The sequence below is a fragment of the Cellulomonas sp. EB106-03-03-XG116 genome (assembly GCF_058792015.1).
In genome coordinates this window covers 32,212-47,453 of the sequence record NZ_JBYTEP010000002.1, presented here as the reverse complement: position 1 = coordinate 47,453, position 15,242 = coordinate 32,212, and the positions used below count along the sequence as shown (strand labels likewise).

Here is a 15,242-nt window from a genome sequence, read left to right as displayed (position 1 = left end):
CCCGCGCCCCCGCAGCGAGGTCAGGCGCGCGGGAGCGGGCGGGGCTCCCCCGCCGGCTGGTCCGGGAGCAGGGCGACCACCGTGGTGAGCACCCCCCACGCCAGCGCCGGGCGGGTGTGCGCGAACCGCACGCCGGCGGCCCGGCGGCGCTCGCCGCGGCGGAACACCGCCCGCTCGATCGCGACGACCGACGCGACGGAGCCGGCGAGCACCGCGGCGCCCGCGCCCACCGCCGAGGCGCGGGCGCCCGGCGACATCGAGCCCCACATGGCCGGCCAGTCGACCTGCTCGGCCTGGGGGTCCTGCGCGTCGGCCGCGCGCTGGGCGCGCACCTCGGCGAGCCCTCGGCGCATGTCGGGAACGGACGTCGCGACGACGACGGCGGTCAGGGCGGCCTTGGCCCAGCCGCGGGCCGCGCGGGACCGGATGAGGTCCGGCGCGGCGTAGTAGGCGGTCGCGGCCAGTCCGCCCAGCGCGGCGTTCAGCACGCGGGGGGCGGGCGGGGTGGACGGCATGACGGGTCCTCCGGGGTGGTCGACGGGTCGTCCCGCCACGCTAACCAGCGGGCCCTGCCGCCCACATCCGCCCTGCGGCGGAGCGCGCGTGGTCCGTCCGGCGTACCGCTCCCGGGCGGGCCGGCACCGCGATCCCGCCGCCGGCCCCGGGGCACCCGGACGGGCGAACGCCCTGGACAGCGCCTCCCCCCGCTGGCGAGCCCCTCGGACCCGGGCGATGATCGCGGCCGGAACCGCCCCCCGGCGCGTCCGCCGATCCCCGAGCCGCGAGGAGACCCATGCCCGACGGCACCCGCCCCGTCCGCCTCCAGGACACCAGCCCGCCGCCGGACCTGCTCCTCGCCCCGCTGCCGGCGACCGTCGCCGACGCGCTCCGGGCGGCCGCCGCCTGGCCGGAGCACCTGCGCCCCGGCGCCAGCGCCACGGCGGCGCTCTGGGAGCTGCTCGCCACGCTCGGGGCGCACGACCTCGCGGTCGCGCGGGCCGTGGAGCCGCACCTCGACGCCCGCGCGATCCTCGACCAGACCGGGACCGGCACCCCCCTCGACGCCGGCGCGACCACCTGGGGCGTGTACGCGGCCGAGGGCCCCGGCCCCGCGCTCACCGCCACCGCCGACGCCGACGGCTGGCTGCTCGACGGCACCAAGCCCTGGTGCTCGCTGGCGGGCGAGCTCGACGCCGCCCTCGTCACCGCGCGCCTGGCGGACGACGACACGCGCCGCGGCCTGTTCGCCGTCGACCTGCGGGCGCCGGAGGTCCAGCCGGTCGACGCCCCGTGGCCGTCACGCGGCCTCGCCGAGATCCCGAGCACCCCGGTGCGGTTCGACCGGGCGCGGGCGACGCTGGTCGCGGAGGGCTCCTGGTACCTGGACCGACCCGGCTTCTGGTGGGGCGCGATCGGGGTCGCGGCGTGCTGGTTCGGCGGCGCCGTCGGCGTCGCCCGGCGCCTGCACGCGCACGCCGCCGCGCGGCCCGACGACCGGCTGCTCGCGATGCACCTGGGCGCGGTCGACGAGCGGCTGGCCGCCGCGCGCGTGGTGCTCGCGGACGCCGCCGCCCGCGTCGACGCGTCGGGCGCCGCCACCCGCGGCGGGCTCGACCCGGAGCCGGAGGCGGACCGCGCCGCGGGCCGGGTGCTCGCCAAGCGGGTCCGCGCCACCGTCGCCCGCACCTGCGAGGACGTGCTCCGGCTCGCCGGTCACGCGCTCGGCCCCGGACCCCTGACGCAGGAGCCCGGGCACGCCAAGCGGGTCGCCGACCTGGAGGTCTACGTCCGGCAGCAGCACGCCGAGCGCGACGACGCGTCGCTCGGCGGCCTGCTCGCGGCGGGACCGGCGCCGTGGTGATCTTCGACGGCCGGGCGGGCGGCACCCCGGCCGGGATCTGGGAGGCCTCCGCGCGGTTCGCCGCCCTGCCCGGGCTGGCGCTGCCCGCCGGCCGCACGGTGGTCGTGGCGGCGCACCCCGACGACGAGACCCTCGGCGCCGGCGGCCTGCTGCACCGGCTCGCCGAGGCCGGGCGGCCCGCGGACGTCGTGGTGGTGACCGACGGGGCGGGCTCGCACGCCGGCTCCGCCACCCTGGCGCCGGAGGACCTGGTCCCGATGCGGGCGCGCGAGCTGGCCGCGGGGGTCGCCGTGCTGTCCCCCGGGTCGGCCGTCACCACGCTCGGCTTCCCCGACGGCGGGACGCGCGAGCACCGCGAGGCGGTCGCGGCGGCGCTGCGCGCGGCGGTCGGCGACGAGCCGCTCGCCGTCCTGGTCGCGCCGTGGCGCGGCGACGGCCACCGGGACCACCGCGTCGTCGGGGAGGTCTGCGCCGAGCTGGCGGCCGAGACCGGCGCGCAGCTCCTGGAGTACCCCGTGTGGCTGTGGCACTGGGCGACGCCGGACCACGCCGACGTCCCGTGGGACCGGCTGCGGGCGCTGCCCCTCGACGACCGGGACCTGACCGCGAAGCGCCGCGCGCTCGCCCAGCACGTGACCCAGACCCAGCCCTGGTCGCCCGCGCCCGAGGACGCCGCGCCGCTGCACCCGGAGTTCCTGCGGAACTTCGACCGGGACGTCGAGCCGTTCGTGGTCGCCGACGACCTGCCCGCCGGGGTCCCGCCGGAGTACTTCGCCGGGAAGTACGAGCGGCGCGACGACCCGTGGGGGCTCGCGACGCGCTGGTACGAGGAGCGCAAGCGGGCGCTCACCCTCGCGGCGCTGCCGGCGCGGCGGTACGGCTCGGTGCTGGAGGTCGGCTGCTCGGTCGGCACCCTGACGGCCGGGCTGGCGGGACGGAGCGACCGGCTGCTGGCGACCGACGTCGTGCCGGCCGCGGTCGAGGCGGCCCGGGAGCGCGTGGCCGACCAGCCGCACGTGACGGTCCGCCGGCACGACGCGCGGTCCGGCGTCCCGGCGGGGCCGTACGACCTCGTCGTGCTGTCCGAGGTCGCGTACTACCTCACCCGGCCCGAGCTGCTCGACCTGGTGGAGCGGCTGCGTCCGGAGCTCGCGCCCGGCGCCACCGTGCTCGGCTGCCACTGGCGGCACCCCGTCGCCGAGCACGCCCAGACGGGCGACGACGTCCAGGCGACGCTCGACCGCGCGCTCGACCTGGCCCGCGTGGCGTCGTACCGGGACGCGGACGTGGCGCTCGACGTGTGGTCCGCCGACCCGGCGTCCGTCGCGGAGCGCGAGGGCCTGCTGCCGTGAGCCCGCGCCCGGCCGCCGCGCGCCCGCCCGTCGAGCGGCTGCTGGTCGTCGTGCCCGTCCACGACGAGGAGGAGCTGCTGGCCGCGTGCCTGGCGTCCGTCGCGGCCGCCGCCGACGCCGCGGGGGCCCCGGTGGACGTGGTGGTCGTCCTCGACGACTGCCGCGACGGGTCGGCCGCGGTGGCCGCGACCGCGGGCGTGCGCACGCTGACCGTCCGGGCGGGGGCCGTCGGGGCGGCGCGCGCGGCCGGGGTCGGGACCGGCCTCGCCCTGCGCGCGGACGACCCCCGTGCGGTGTGGATCGCCTGCACCGACGCCGACACCGTCGTGCCCCCGCACTGGCTGCGCGGGCACCGCGCGCTCGCCGACGCCGGCGCGGACGTCGTGGTCGGCACCGTCCGCCCCGACCCGCGCGACCTCACGCCGCGGCAGCTCGCCGCGTGGCGGGCCACCCGGGTCCCCGGCCGGCCGAACGGGCACGTGCACGGCGCGAACCTCGGGATCCGCGCCGACGCCTACCTCCGCGCGGGCGGCTTCGCCCCGCTCGTCGAGCACGAGGACGTCGACCTCGTGGCGCGGCTGCGGGCCGACCCCGAGGTCGTGGTGCGGGCGTCCGACGAGGTGGACGTCGTGACGTCCGGCCGCACGGTCGGCCGCACCCCCGGCGGCTACGCGGGCTACCTGCGGGACGCGTTCCCCGCCTGACCCGCGTCCCCACCGTGCCGGGGCCCGTCGGCGCCCGGCACGGGCTCCCCCGCCACCTCGGCGTCGAACCGGACCGGCCCGGCCCCGCGCCCGCCCAGCACGTCGTCCGGGTTGAGCAGCGCGCAGGCCCGGAGCGACAGGCAGCCGCACCCGATGCAGCCGGCGAGATCCCGCTCCAGGCGCTCGATGGTGCGCCGGCGCTCCTCCAGCCGCTCCTTCCACCCCCGGGACAGCCGCCGCCACTCCCCGGTGGTCGGCGCGCGGTCGAGCGGCACCGCGGCGAACACCTCGCTCAGCTCGGCCAGCGGCACGCCGAGCCGCTTCGCCACGACGATCAGCGAGATCCGCCGGAGCATGTGCCGCGCGTACCGGCGCTGGTTGCCGGCCGTCCGGGTCGACACGATGAGGCCGCGGCGCTCGTAGAAGTGCAGGGCGGAGACGGGCACGCCGGTGCGGCGGCTCACCTCGCCGACGGACAGCGTGTCGTCCGGCTCCACGGGCCTCCTCGGTGCGACGCGACGATCGGCCTCAGTCCCCGTGCACCTGGAGCGGCAGCGTGGCGATCACGGGGTGGTCGAACGCCTGCGCCCCGGTCCGCGCGGCACCGCCCGGCGAGCCGAGGGTGTCGAAGAACTCGACGTTGGCGCGGTAGTACTCGCTCCACTGCTCGGGGACGTCGTCCTCGTAGTAGATCGCCTCGACGGGGCAGACCGGCTCGCATGCCCCGCAGTCGACGCACTCGTCGGGGTGGATGTACAGCGAGCGCTTGCCCTCGTAGATGCAGTCGACCGGGCACTCCTCGATGCACGCCTTGTCCTTGACGTCCACGCAGGGCTGGGCGATCACGTACGTCACGGGGCCTCCGTCCGGGCCCGCGCCCCGGCGGCCGGGCCCGCGTCGACGCTAGGACCTCAACCATGGTCGAGATCAAGGCGCGGTGGCCGAGGTCACACCCCGCGGTCCAGTGCCGCGAGCCACCGGCGGAGCAGCCGCTCCAGCTCCGCGGCGTCCTCCTCGGGGCCGAGCAGGTCGAGCAGCCGCCGCTCGTTCGCCATGTGCGCGGTGAACGCCGCGTCGATCACCTCCCGGCCGCGCGGCGTGAGCGCGACGACCCGCCCGCGGCCGTCGACGGCGCTCGGCCGGCGGGTGACCAGGCCGGCGCGCTCCAGGCGGTCGACCCGCTTCGTCATCGCCCCGGTGGTCACCATCGTGTGCGCCGCGAGGTCGCCCGGAGCCCGCTCGTACGGCTCCCCCGCCCGGCGCAGCGCGGCGAGCACGTCGAACTCGCCCTCGCCGAGCCCGTGCTCCCGGTAGACCTCGGTGATCTCGCCGGTGAGGGCGAGCGCGAGCCGGTGCAGCCGGCCGATGACGCCCTGCGGGCGCACGTCGACGTCCGGCCGCTCGCGGGCCCACTCCTGCTGGATGCGGTCGACGTGGTCGGGTGCCATGCCCACCATCATATCTTCCGCGGAAGGTATAGTCGCTTCCGTGGAAGACAACCGCCGGTGGCTGCCGGTCGCCGCGATCGCCCCGGTCCTGTGGGGCAGCACCTACTACGTCACCCGGCACGCCCTGCCGGCCGACAGCCCGCTGTGGGGCGCCCTGCTCCGCGCGCTGCCCGCGGGGATCGTGCTTCTCGTGCTGGCGCGCCGGCTGCCGCGCGGCTCCTGGTGGTGGCGGTCCCTGGTGCTCGGCACGCTCACCGTCGGCGCGTTCTTCGCGCTGGTCTACGTGGCCGCGCAGGCGCTGCCCAGCAGCATCGCGTCGACCGTCATGGCGGTGGGGCCGGTCGCGATGATGCTGGCGGCGTGGGTGCTGCTGGGGCAGCGGCCCCGGCTGCGCGCGGTGGTCGGCGGCGTGCTGGGCGTCGTCGGCGTGGCGGTGATGCTGCTGGGCGGCGGGGACGGCGTCGCGCTCGACCCGCGCGGGATCCTCGCCTCGGTCGCGGCGATGCTCATGTCGTCGGTCGGCTACGTCCTGGCGAACCGCTGGCAGGGCGAGGTCGAGGTGCTGCCGCTCACCGCGTGGCAGCTCGTCGCCGGGTCCCTCGTGCTGCTGCCGGTCGCGGTCGCCGTCGAGGGGGCGCCGCCGGCGCTCGACGGCACGGCGGTGCTCGGGTTCGCGTACGTCTCGCTGGTCGCGACCGCCGTGGCGAACGTCGCGTGGTTCGCGGCGCTGCGGCACCTCGGGCCGTCGACGGTCGGGCTGGTCGGGCTGCTCAACCCGGTGACCGGCGTGCTGCTCGGGACGGTTCTGGCGGCGGAGGTGCTGTCCTGGCGCCAGGCCGCGGGGATCGCGGTGGTGCTCGGCGCGATGGCGCTGGGCGCGACCCGCGCGCGGCGGCGCGTCCCCGACGGCGTCGAGGGCGCGGGTCACCCCGCCGGCTCCGCCGCCCCCTCCGGCGCGAACCGGTAGCCCATCCCCTGCTCGGTCAGCAGGTACCGCGGCGCCCCGGGCTCCGCCTCCAGCTTCTTACGGAGCTGCGACAGGTAGAGCCGCAGGTAGCCGGACGACGTGACGTGGTGGGTGCCCCAGATCTCCGACAGGATCGTCTGCCGCGTGACCAGCCGGCCGGGGTTCCGGACGAGGATCTCCAGCACCTGCCACTCCGTCGGCGTGAGGTGCACCGGGCCCACGCCGTCGCGGGTCACGACCTTGGCCGCCAGGTCCACCCGCACCCCGCCGAACGTGACGACGGGTGCCTCGTCGTCGGGCGCGCCGGAGCGCCGCCCGAGCGCGCGCAGCCGCGCGAGCAGCTCGTCCAGGTTGAACGGCTTGGTCACGTAGTCGTCCGCGCCGGCGTCGAGGGCCTCGACCTTGTCGTCCGACCCCGTGCGGCCGGAGACGACGAGGATCGGCGCCTGGGTCCAGCCGCGCAGCGCCTGGATCAGGGCGATGCCGTCGAGCCGCGGCATGCCGAGGTCGACCAGGTACAGGTCGGGGCGGTGCGCGGCGGCGCGGTCGATCGCCTCCGTGCCGTCGGAGGCGGTGAGCACCTCGTAGCCCCGGGCGCGCAGCGTGATGCGCAGCGCACGCAGGATCTGCGGGTCGTCGTCGGCCACCAGGATCTTCACGGCCGGACCTCCGCGGGGTCGAGGGCGGTCGGCAGCCCGACGACCATCGTCAGGCCGCCGCCGGGGGTGTCCTCGGGGGTCAGCGTGCCCCCCATCCCCTCGGCGAACCCGCGGGACAGGGCGAGCCCGAGGCCGAGGCCGGCGGTGTTGTCGGTGTCGCCGAGCCGCTGGAACGGCACGAACAGGTCCGCGCGCCGCTCGGCCGCCACGCCCGGCCCGTGGTCGACGACCCGGATCTCCACCCGGTCCGCGAACGCGCTCGTGGTCAGGCGCGGGCGGCACCCCGGCGGGCTGAACTGGACGGCGTTGGCCAGCACGTTGACCACCACCCGGCGCAGCAGGGCGGGGTCGGCCTGCACCCGCGGCAGGTCGGGGTCCAGGTCCAGCTCCACGTCGTCGGGACCGAGGTGCAGCTCGTCGAGCGCGGGCAGGATCACGTCGTCCACGTCGGTGCTGGTGCAGGAGACGCCGAGGACGCCGGCCTGCACCCGGCTGACGTCCAGCAGGTCCGTCACCAGCACGGTCAGCGTGTCGAGGCTCTCCTCGGCCGTGGCGAGCAGCTCGGCGCGGTCGGCGGGCGACCAGTCGACGTCGTCGGCGCGCAGGCTGCTGACGGCGGTCGCGGCGGCGGTGAGCGGGCGGCGCAGGTCGTGGCTCACCGCGGAGAGCAGCGCGCTGCGCACCTGGTCCGTCTCGAGCAGCGGGGCGATCTCGCGCGCGGTCGCGGTGAGCCGCTCGTGCTCGAGCGCCGCGGCGGCCTGGGTGACGACGACCGGGAGCAGCCGGCTCGCCGAGCGGTCCAGGGGCGGGCCCGCCAGCTCGAGGGTCGCGTCCGCGGTCACCGGGACCACCACCGGCGCGGACGCCGCCGACGCGTCGCCCTTCTCCACCCGGAGGGCACCCGCCACCCGCAGCCGCACGGCGTCCAGGCCGAACGCCTCACGGGTGCGGGCCAGGAGCGCGCCGAGGGCGTCCTCGCCCCGCAGCACGCCGCCGGCGATGCCGATCAGCATCTCCGACTCCGCGGCCGCCCGCTGCGCGACCCGGCTGCGCCGCGCGGCCTGGTCGACGACGAGGCTGACCAGGGCGCCGTTGGCCACGTACAGCGCGAGCGCGAGCGCGTGCACCGGCTCGCTCACCGTGATGGTGTGCACCGGCGCGACGAACACGTAGTTGAGGGTGAGCCCGGACATCAGCGCGGTGAACAGCGCCGGCCACAGGCCGCCGACCAGCGCGATCACGACGACGAGCAGCTGGTAGGCCAGCACGTCGCTGGCGAGCGACTGCTCGTTGCGGGCCACGACCAGCAGCCAGGTGAGCAGCGGGCCGAGCACGAGGGCGAGCAGGAAGCCCAGCACCCGGCGGCGCACGGTCAGCGCCCCGGTGAGCCGCGGCAGCGCGAGCCGGGTGCCGGCGGCGGCGTGGTTGACGATGTGCACGTCGATGGCGCCGGCCTGCCGGATGACCGTCGCGCCGATGCCCGGGCCGGTGAGCGCCGCCTTCAGCCAGCTCCGCCGGCTCAGCCCGATGACCAGCTGCGTCGCGTCCTGCCCGCGCGCGAACCCCACCAGGGCGTCGGGCACGTCCTCCCCCACCACCTGGTGGAAGCTGCCCCCGAGCTGCTCCGCGAGCGCCGCCTGCGCCGCCAGCGCGCCGGGGCTCGCGTCCCGGAGCCCGGTCTGGGCGGAGACGTGCACCGCGAGCAGCTCCCCGCCGGCCGACCGCGCGGCGATCCGCGCGCCGCGGCGCAGCAGCGTCTCCCCCTCCGGGCCGCCGGTCAGCGCGACCACCACCCGCTCCCGGGCCTCCCAGGGCGCCTCGATCGCGTGCTCCGCCCGGTACGTGCGCAGCGCGGAGTCCACCTCGTCCGCCAGCCAGAGCAGCGCCAGCTCCCGCAGGGCCGTCAGGTTCCCCAGCCGGAAGTAGTTCGACAGCGCCGCGTCGACCCGCTCCGCGGGGTACACGTTGCCCTCCGCCAGCCGGTCGCGCAGCGACTGCGGCGCGAGGTCCACCAGCTCGACGTCGTCTGCGGCGCGGAGCACCGCGTCCGGCACCGTCTCGCGCTGCGGCACCCCCGTGATCGTGCGCACCACGTCGTTCAGCGACGCGATGTGCTGGATGTTCACCGTGGTGACCACGTGGATCCCCGCGTCCAGCAGCTCCGCCACGTCCTGCCAGCGCTTCTCGTTCCGCGACCCGGGGGCGTTCGTGTGCGCGAGCTCGTCCACCAGCGCCACCACCGGTCGTCGGACGAGCACCGCGTCCAGGTCCATCTCCGCCAGCCGCACCCCGCGGTGCTCGACCTCGGCGCGCGGCACGACCTCCATGCCGTCCAGCAGCGCGGCCGTGGCGGCGCGGCCGTGGGTCTCCACGACCGCGACCACCACGTCCTTGCCGTCGCGGTGCATGTCCCGCCCCGCCTCGAGCATCGCGAAGGTCTTGCCGACCCCCGGCGCCGCGCCGAGCAGGACCCGCAGCCGCCCCCTCGGCACGCCTCAGCCCGCCAGCCGGTCGAGCGCGAGGTTGAGCTCGAGCACGCGCACGCCGGCCTGGCCCAGGAAGCCCAGGTCCGGCCCGGTGGTGGCCGCCGCCACCAGCCCGCGGACCTCGTCCTCGGACAGGCCGCGCTCGGCGGCGACCCGCGGGACCTGCAGGTCGGCGTACTCCGGGCTGATCTGCGGGTCGAGGCCCGACGCCGAGGCGGTCAGGGCGTCGGCGGGCACCGCGGCGGGGTCGACGTCCTCCAGGTCCGCGACGGCGGCGCGGCGGTCCTCGATCGCCGCGACCAGGTCCGGGTTCTCCGGCCCCAGGTTCGACCCGGACGACGCGGCCCCGTCGTACCCGTCGCCGGCCGCGGACGGCCGGGACTGGAAGTACTGCGGCAGCGGCGCGCCGTCCGCGTCGGTGAACGACTGGCCGAGCAGCGACGACCCGACGACGGCGCCGTCCGCCCCGGTCACCAGGGACCCGTCGGCCCGCGCCGGCAGCAGCCGGCCCAGCCCGGTGACGAGCAGCGGGTACGCGACCCCGAGGATGACGGTGAGGACCAGCATCGCCCGCAGGGAGACGACGAGGTGCGACCAGGTGGTGCGAGGGGAGCTCACGGCTCTCTCCTTCAGTCCGAGGGGGTCAGAAGCCGGGCAGCAGGCTGACGAGCAGGTCGATCAGCTTGATGCCGAGGAAGGGCGCGACGACGCCGCCGAGGCCGTAGACCAGCAGGTTGCGGCCGAGGATCGACGACGCGGCCGCGGCGCGGTACCGCACCCCGCGCAGAGACAGCGGGATCAGCGCGACGATGACCAGCGCGTTGAACACGATCGCGGAGAGGATCGCGGACGCGGGCGACGACAGCTGCATGATGTTGAGCGCCGCCAGCCCCGGGAACACCCCGGCGAACAGCGCCGGGATGATCGCGAAGTACTTTGCCACGTCGTTCGCGATGGAGAACGTCGTCAGCGCGCCGCGGGTGATGAGCAGCTGCTTGCCGATCCGGACGACGTCGATCAGCTTGGTCGGGTCCGAGTCGAGGTCGACCATGTTCCCGGCCTCCTTGGCGGCCGAGGTCCCGGTGTTCATCGCCACGCCGACGTCGGCCTGCGCGAGCGCGGGGGCGTCGTTGGTGCCGTCCCCGGTCATCGCGACGAGGTTGCCGCCCTCCTGCTCCCGCTTGATCAGCGCGAGCTTGTCCTCCGGGGTGGCCTCCGCGAGGAAGTCGTCCACCCCGGCCTCGGCGGCGATCGCCTTCGCGGTCAGCGGGTTGTCGCCGGTGATCATCACGGTGCGGATGCCCATCGCGCGCAGCTCGGCGAACCGCTCGGCCAGGCCGTCCTTGACGACGTCCTTGAGGTGCACAACCCCGAGGACCCGGCCGCGGCCGGACCAGTCCTTCGCCGCGACGACCAGCGGGGTGCCGCCCTCGGACGAGATGCGCTCCACGTGGCCGTCGAGCTCGCGGCGCACGGCGGCGGGCAGGGCGCCCTCCTCCTCGAGCCACGCGACGACGGCGCTGCCGGCGCCCTTGCGGATCCGGGTGACGTCCGGCAGGTCGACGCCGCTCATCCGGGTCTGCGCGGTGAACGGCACGACCTCCGTGCCGGCGGCGATCGTCGCGGCGTCGCCCGCCACGCCCTGCTCGGCGGCGAGGTCGACGATCGACTTCCCCTCCGGCGTCGGGTCGGCGGCCGAGGCCTGGGCGGCGGACCGCACCAGGTCGTGCGCGTCGACACCGCCCAGCGGCAGGAAGGCGACCGCGCGGCGGTTGCCGTAGGTGATGGTGCCGGTCTTGTCGAGCAGCAGGGTCGTGACGTCGCCCGCCGCCTCGACGGCGCGGCCGGACATCGCCAGCACGTTGCGCTGCACCAGCCGGTCCATGCCGGCGATGCCGATCGCGGACAGCAGGGCACCGATCGTCGTCGGGATCAGGCACACCAGCAGGGCGATCAGCACCGGCACGCTCACCGAGGCCCCGGAGTACCCGGCGATCGGGTTCAGCGTGAGCGCGACGACCACGAACACGATCGACAGCGACGCCAGCAGGATGTTCAGCGCGATCTCGTTCGGCGTCTTCTGCCGGGCCGCGCCCTCGACCAGCGCGATCATCCGGTCGACGAACGTCTCGCCGGGCTTGGACGTGATCCGCACGACGATCCGGTCGGACAGCACCCGGGTGCCGCCGGTGACGGCCGACCGGTCGCCGCCGGACTCCCGGACCACGGGCGCCGACTCGCCGGTGATGGCGGACTCGTCGACCGAGGCGATGCCCCAGACGATGTCGCCGTCGCCCGGGATCAGCTCCCCGGCGGTCACCACCACCACGTCGCCGAGCGCCAGGTCCGGCGAGGCGACCGGCCGGGTGCGGGCGCGCTCGGCACCCGGGTCGCGCACGGGGTCGTACCCGTCGACCACCGCGGCCGTGGTGCTCGACCGGGTCTGCCGGAGGCTGTCCGCCTGGGCCTTGCCGCGGCCCTCGGCGACGGCCTCCGCGAAGTTCGCGAACAGCACCGTGAGCCAGAGCCACACGGCGATGCCGGCGGTGAACGTGGCCGGCGTGTCGGTCCCGCCGGACTGCTCGGGGCCGCCGGTGAACGGCTCGACGACCGCCAGGACCGTGGTGAGCGCCGCGCCGACCTCGACGACGAACATCACCGGGTTGTGCCACATCAGGCGGGGGTCGAGCTTGCGGAACGTGTCGGGCAGCGCCTCCCGGGCCTGCGCGAGGCTCAGCCCGCGGGGGCGGCGGGGGGCGGGCGCGGCCGGGTCGGCCGGGCCCGTCGTCGGGGCAGCGTCGTGCTGCAGGGCAGTACTCATCGACGTCACAGACCTTCCGCCAGGGGACCCAGCGCGAGAACGGGGAAGTAGGTGAGGGCGGTCACGATCACCGCGACGCCCGTGAGGAGGCCGACGAACTGCGGCCGGGAGGTGGGCAGGGTGCCGGCGGTGGCCGGGACCTTGTCCTGCGCGGCGAGCGAGCCCGCGAGCGCCAGCACCAGCACGATCGGGACGAACCGGCCGAGCAGGATCGCGACGCCCAGCGCGGTGTTGAACCACGGGGTGTTCGCGGTCAGGCCCGCGAAGGCCGAGCCGTTGTTGTTCGCCGCGGACGTGAACGCGTACAGCACCTCGGAGAAGCCGTGCACCCCGGGGTTCCAGATCGACGTGGACTCCACGGACTCCCGCACCGCCGGGACCGCGAACGACAGCGCGGTGCCGGCCAGGACGAGCGTCGGGGTCACCAGGATGTACAGGGACGCGAGCTTGATCTCGCGCGGGCCGATCTTCTTGCCCAGGTACTCGGGCGTCCGCCCGACCATGAGGCCGCCGACGAACACCGCGATGACCGCGAGCACGAGCATCCCGTAGAGCCCCGACCCGACGCCGCCGGGGGCGATCTCGCCGAGCATCATGTTGAGCATCGGGAACAGCCCGCCGAGCGCGGTGAACGAGTCGTGCATGCCGTTGACCGCGCCGGTCGACGTCAGCGTGCTGACGCTGCCGAACAGCGTGGTGGCGGCGACGCCGAACCGCTGCTCCTTGCCCTCCATCGCCGCGCCCGCGAGCTGCGGGGCGGTGCCCGCGCCGTGGCTCTCGACGACCGTGAGCAGGACGGTGCTGGCGAGGAAGATCGCGCCCATCGCGGCGAGGATCGCGTAGCCCTGCTTGTGCGAGCCGACCATGCGGCCGAACGTGCGCGGCAGGGAGAACGGGATCGCGAGCATGAGCACGACCTCGAACAGGCTGGTCCAGCCCGTCGGGTTCTCGAACGGGTGCGCGGAGTTGGCGTTGAAGAACCCGCCGCCGTTCGTGCCGAACAGCTTGATGACCTCCTGCGAGGCCACGGGTCCGCCGGGGATCGACTGCACGCCGCCGGCCAGGGTCGTGACGTCCGTGGGGGCGGCCCAGTTCTGGATGACGCCGCCGGCGATCAGGACGCCCGCGCCGAGCACCGCGACCGGCAGCAGCACCCGCAGCGTGCCGCGGGTGAGGTCCACCCAGAAGTTGCCGATCGTGCCCGTGCGGCGGCGGGCGAACCCGCGCACCAGGGCGACGGCGACCGCCATGCCGACGGCCGCCGACACGAAGTTCTGCACCGCCAGGCCGAGCACCTGCACGGAGTACCCGAGGGTCTGCTCCGGCGAGTACGACTGCCAGTTGGTGTTGCCGACGAAGGAGGCCGCGGTGTTGAACGCCAGGTCGGGGCGGACGGCCGGCAGCCCCAGGTCCCAGGGCAGCCAGGCCTGCGCCCGCTGCAGCAGGTAGACGAGCAGCAGCCCGACGAGCGAGAACGCCAGCACGCTCCGGACGTAGGAGCGCCAGGACTGCTCGGACCGGGAGTCGACGCCGACCAGCCGGTACAGCACGCGCTCGACCCGCAGGTCGCGCGGCGAGGTGTACACGTGGGCCAGGTAGTCGCCGAGGGGCCGGTACAGCGCCGCGACCACGACGGCCACCAGCAGCAGCTGCGCGGCGGCCAGCCAGCCGGCCATCAGAACCGCTCCGGCTTCACGAGCGCCCACACCAGGTAGACGACCGCCGCGACGCCGAGCGCCGCCGCGACGAGGTCGAGGACGATCACAGCCTCTCGACCCCCGCGGCGACGGCGCTCACGAGCGCGAACAGGGCGACCGCGGCCGCCACGAACACCAGGTCCAGCACGGGGGGACTCCAGACGTCGAACCGAGCCGGCGGGCCCCGGGGTGGGCACCCTGCCGGCGGACCCGGGTCGGTTCCCCGGGCCGGGTCCCATCCGACTCCCGCCCGGCCGCGCCGGCGGCCATCCTCACGGGTTCCATACGGGCCGCGGCCGGTTCCTGACGGATCGCGTGCGGAGGACCTCCGGGTCAGCCGACGTCGAGCCCCACGGCGCGCGAGCAGCGCCCGACCTCCTCGGCGGTGAGCGCCAGGTCGGCCGCCTGCGCGGAGTCGGTGATGGACGCCGGCCGCCGGGCGCCGGGGATCGCGACCAGCACGTCGCTCAGCGCGAGCTCCCACGCGAGGACGACCTGCTGCGGGCTGACCCCGTGCGCCTCGCCGACCTCCCGGAACACGGAGAACCGGTCGCCGACGCCGCGGCCGCCGCCGCCCGTGCCGCCGAGCGGGCTCCACGGCAGGAACGCGATCCCGTGCTCCTCGCAGTACCGCAGCTCGTCGTAGCTGCCGGGGTGCCGCGGGGAGAACTCGTTCTGCACGCTGACCAGGCCGCCGTCGCCCAGCACCTGCTGCGCGATCTCGATCTCCTCGACGCTGGCGTTGGAGATGCCGATCTCGCGGATCTTGCCCTCCTGCTTCAGCGTCGCCAGGTGCTCCATGATCTCGCCGTAGACGAGCCACCGGTCGGGGCGGTGGTACTGGTAGAGGTCGATCGCCTCGACGCCGAGCTCGCGGAGCGACTTCTCCACCGCCGACCGGAGGTAGGCGAGGGAGCCGTCGCGGCCCCACTGCTCACCCTCGCTGCGGGTGATGCCGCCCTTGGTGGTGATCAGCAGGCCGTCGGTGTCGCCGCCCCAGGTGCGGACGGCCTCCGCGACGAGGCGCTCGTTGTGGCCCATCTGGTCCCAGGTCGGTGCGTAGATGTCGGCGGTGTCGATCAGCGTGACGCCCGCGTCGAGCGCGGCGTGCACCGTCGCGATCGCCTCGTCGTGGTCCGGGTAGACCTTGTCGTTGTTCATCGACATCGGCATGGCGCCGAGGCCGATCGCGGAGACGGTGTACGGGCCGATGCTGCGGTGCTGCACGGGTGCTCCTTCGCGCGGGG

Annotated in this window: 15 protein-coding genes; 4 read left to right on the top strand and 11 right to left on the bottom strand. The window is 76.0% G+C overall.

The window, feature by feature from the left end; genetic code table 11:
* Positions 1–20: 20 nt before the first annotated feature.
* On the bottom strand, positions 21–515 hold the full coding sequence (locus AC3WUG_RS01155) for a hypothetical protein (RefSeq protein ID WP_492325952.1): 495 nt from the start codon (positions 513–515) through the stop codon (positions 21–23).
* Positions 516–793: 278 nt separating this feature from the next.
* Between AC3WUG_RS01155 and AC3WUG_RS01150 the strand changes: the two genes are divergently transcribed.
* From AC3WUG_RS01150 to AC3WUG_RS01140, 3 genes are read left to right on the top strand one after another with little or no spacing between them, the layout of a single operon-like run.
* Positions 794–1,861: an acyl-CoA dehydrogenase family protein gene (locus tag AC3WUG_RS01150; protein ID WP_492325951.1), complete on the top strand. Its 1,068-nt coding sequence runs from the start codon at positions 794–796 to the stop codon at positions 1,859–1,861.
* Positions 1,855–3,213, top strand: a complete 1,359-nt coding sequence (locus AC3WUG_RS01145; RefSeq protein WP_492325950.1) for a bifunctional PIG-L family deacetylase/class I SAM-dependent methyltransferase — start codon at positions 1,855–1,857, stop codon at positions 3,211–3,213. Before AC3WUG_RS01150 ends, AC3WUG_RS01145 begins: the two co-directional genes overlap by 7 nt.
* A complete protein-coding gene (locus tag AC3WUG_RS01140) occupies positions 3,210–3,917 on the top strand; it encodes a glycosyltransferase family 2 protein (RefSeq protein ID WP_492325949.1) in 708 nt (235 codons plus the stop codon). The genes AC3WUG_RS01145 and AC3WUG_RS01140 overlap by 4 nt, the downstream gene beginning before the upstream one ends.
* Here the strand turns inward: AC3WUG_RS01140 and soxR are convergent.
* From soxR to AC3WUG_RS01125, 3 genes are all read right to left on the bottom strand, one after another.
* Positions 3,890–4,414, bottom strand: a complete 525-nt coding sequence (soxR, locus tag AC3WUG_RS01135) for a redox-sensitive transcriptional activator SoxR (RefSeq protein WP_492325948.1) — start codon at positions 4,412–4,414, stop codon at positions 3,890–3,892. The two genes, AC3WUG_RS01140 and soxR, sit on opposite strands and share 28 nt — an antisense overlap.
* A gap of 31 nt (positions 4,415–4,445) precedes the next feature.
* Positions 4,446–4,772: a ferredoxin gene (gene fdxA, locus AC3WUG_RS01130; protein WP_492325947.1), complete on the bottom strand. Its 327-nt coding sequence runs from the start codon at positions 4,770–4,772 to the stop codon at positions 4,446–4,448.
* 92 nt (positions 4,773–4,864) lie between these two features.
* On the bottom strand, positions 4,865–5,365 hold the full coding sequence (locus AC3WUG_RS01125; RefSeq protein ID WP_492325946.1) for a MarR family winged helix-turn-helix transcriptional regulator: 501 nt from the start codon (positions 5,363–5,365) through the stop codon (positions 4,865–4,867).
* Between the two features lie 40 nt (positions 5,366–5,405).
* Here AC3WUG_RS01125 and AC3WUG_RS01120 point away from each other — a divergent pair, with 40 nt between their 5' ends.
* Complete coding sequence (locus tag AC3WUG_RS01120; protein ID WP_492325945.1) at positions 5,406–6,332, top strand: DMT family transporter; 927 nt, start codon at positions 5,406–5,408, stop codon at positions 6,330–6,332.
* On the opposite strand, the gene AC3WUG_RS01115 is transcribed toward AC3WUG_RS01120, so the two are convergent.
* From AC3WUG_RS01115 to AC3WUG_RS01085, 7 genes are all read right to left on the bottom strand, one after another.
* Entirely contained in the window at positions 6,290–6,991 is a 702-nt protein-coding gene (locus AC3WUG_RS01115) for a response regulator (RefSeq protein ID WP_492325944.1), read from the bottom strand. The genes AC3WUG_RS01120 and AC3WUG_RS01115 overlap by 43 nt on opposite strands.
* Entirely contained in the window at positions 6,988–9,483 is a 2,496-nt protein-coding gene (locus tag AC3WUG_RS01110) for a sensor histidine kinase (RefSeq protein WP_492325943.1), read from the bottom strand. Before AC3WUG_RS01110 ends, AC3WUG_RS01115 begins: the two co-directional genes overlap by 4 nt.
* Positions 9,484–9,486: 3 nt before the next feature.
* Positions 9,487–10,095 carry a potassium-transporting ATPase subunit KdpC gene (kdpC, locus tag AC3WUG_RS01105; protein WP_492325942.1) on the bottom strand — a complete coding sequence of 203 codons (609 nt, stop codon included), beginning with the start codon at positions 10,093–10,095 and terminating at the stop codon, positions 9,487–9,489.
* A gap of 25 nt (positions 10,096–10,120) precedes the next feature.
* Positions 10,121–12,298: a potassium-transporting ATPase subunit KdpB gene (gene kdpB, locus AC3WUG_RS01100; RefSeq protein WP_492325941.1), complete on the bottom strand. Its 2,178-nt coding sequence runs from the start codon at positions 12,296–12,298 to the stop codon at positions 10,121–10,123.
* A gap of 5 nt (positions 12,299–12,303) precedes the next feature.
* The gene (kdpA, locus tag AC3WUG_RS01095) at positions 12,304–13,974 is read right to left on the bottom strand and encodes a potassium-transporting ATPase subunit KdpA (protein ID WP_492325940.1); all 1,671 of its coding nucleotides are present in this window, start codon (positions 13,972–13,974) and stop codon (positions 12,304–12,306) included.
* Positions 13,974–14,063 carry a potassium-transporting ATPase subunit F gene (locus tag AC3WUG_RS01090; RefSeq protein WP_147795050.1) on the bottom strand — a complete coding sequence of 30 codons (90 nt, stop codon included), beginning with the start codon at positions 14,061–14,063 and terminating at the stop codon, positions 13,974–13,976. Before AC3WUG_RS01090 ends, kdpA begins: the two co-directional genes overlap by 1 nt.
* A 265-nt stretch (positions 14,064–14,328) precedes the next feature.
* Positions 14,329–15,222: an aldo/keto reductase gene (locus AC3WUG_RS01085; protein ID WP_492325939.1), complete on the bottom strand. Its 894-nt coding sequence runs from the start codon at positions 15,220–15,222 to the stop codon at positions 14,329–14,331.
* Positions 15,223–15,242 lie beyond the last annotated feature (20 nt).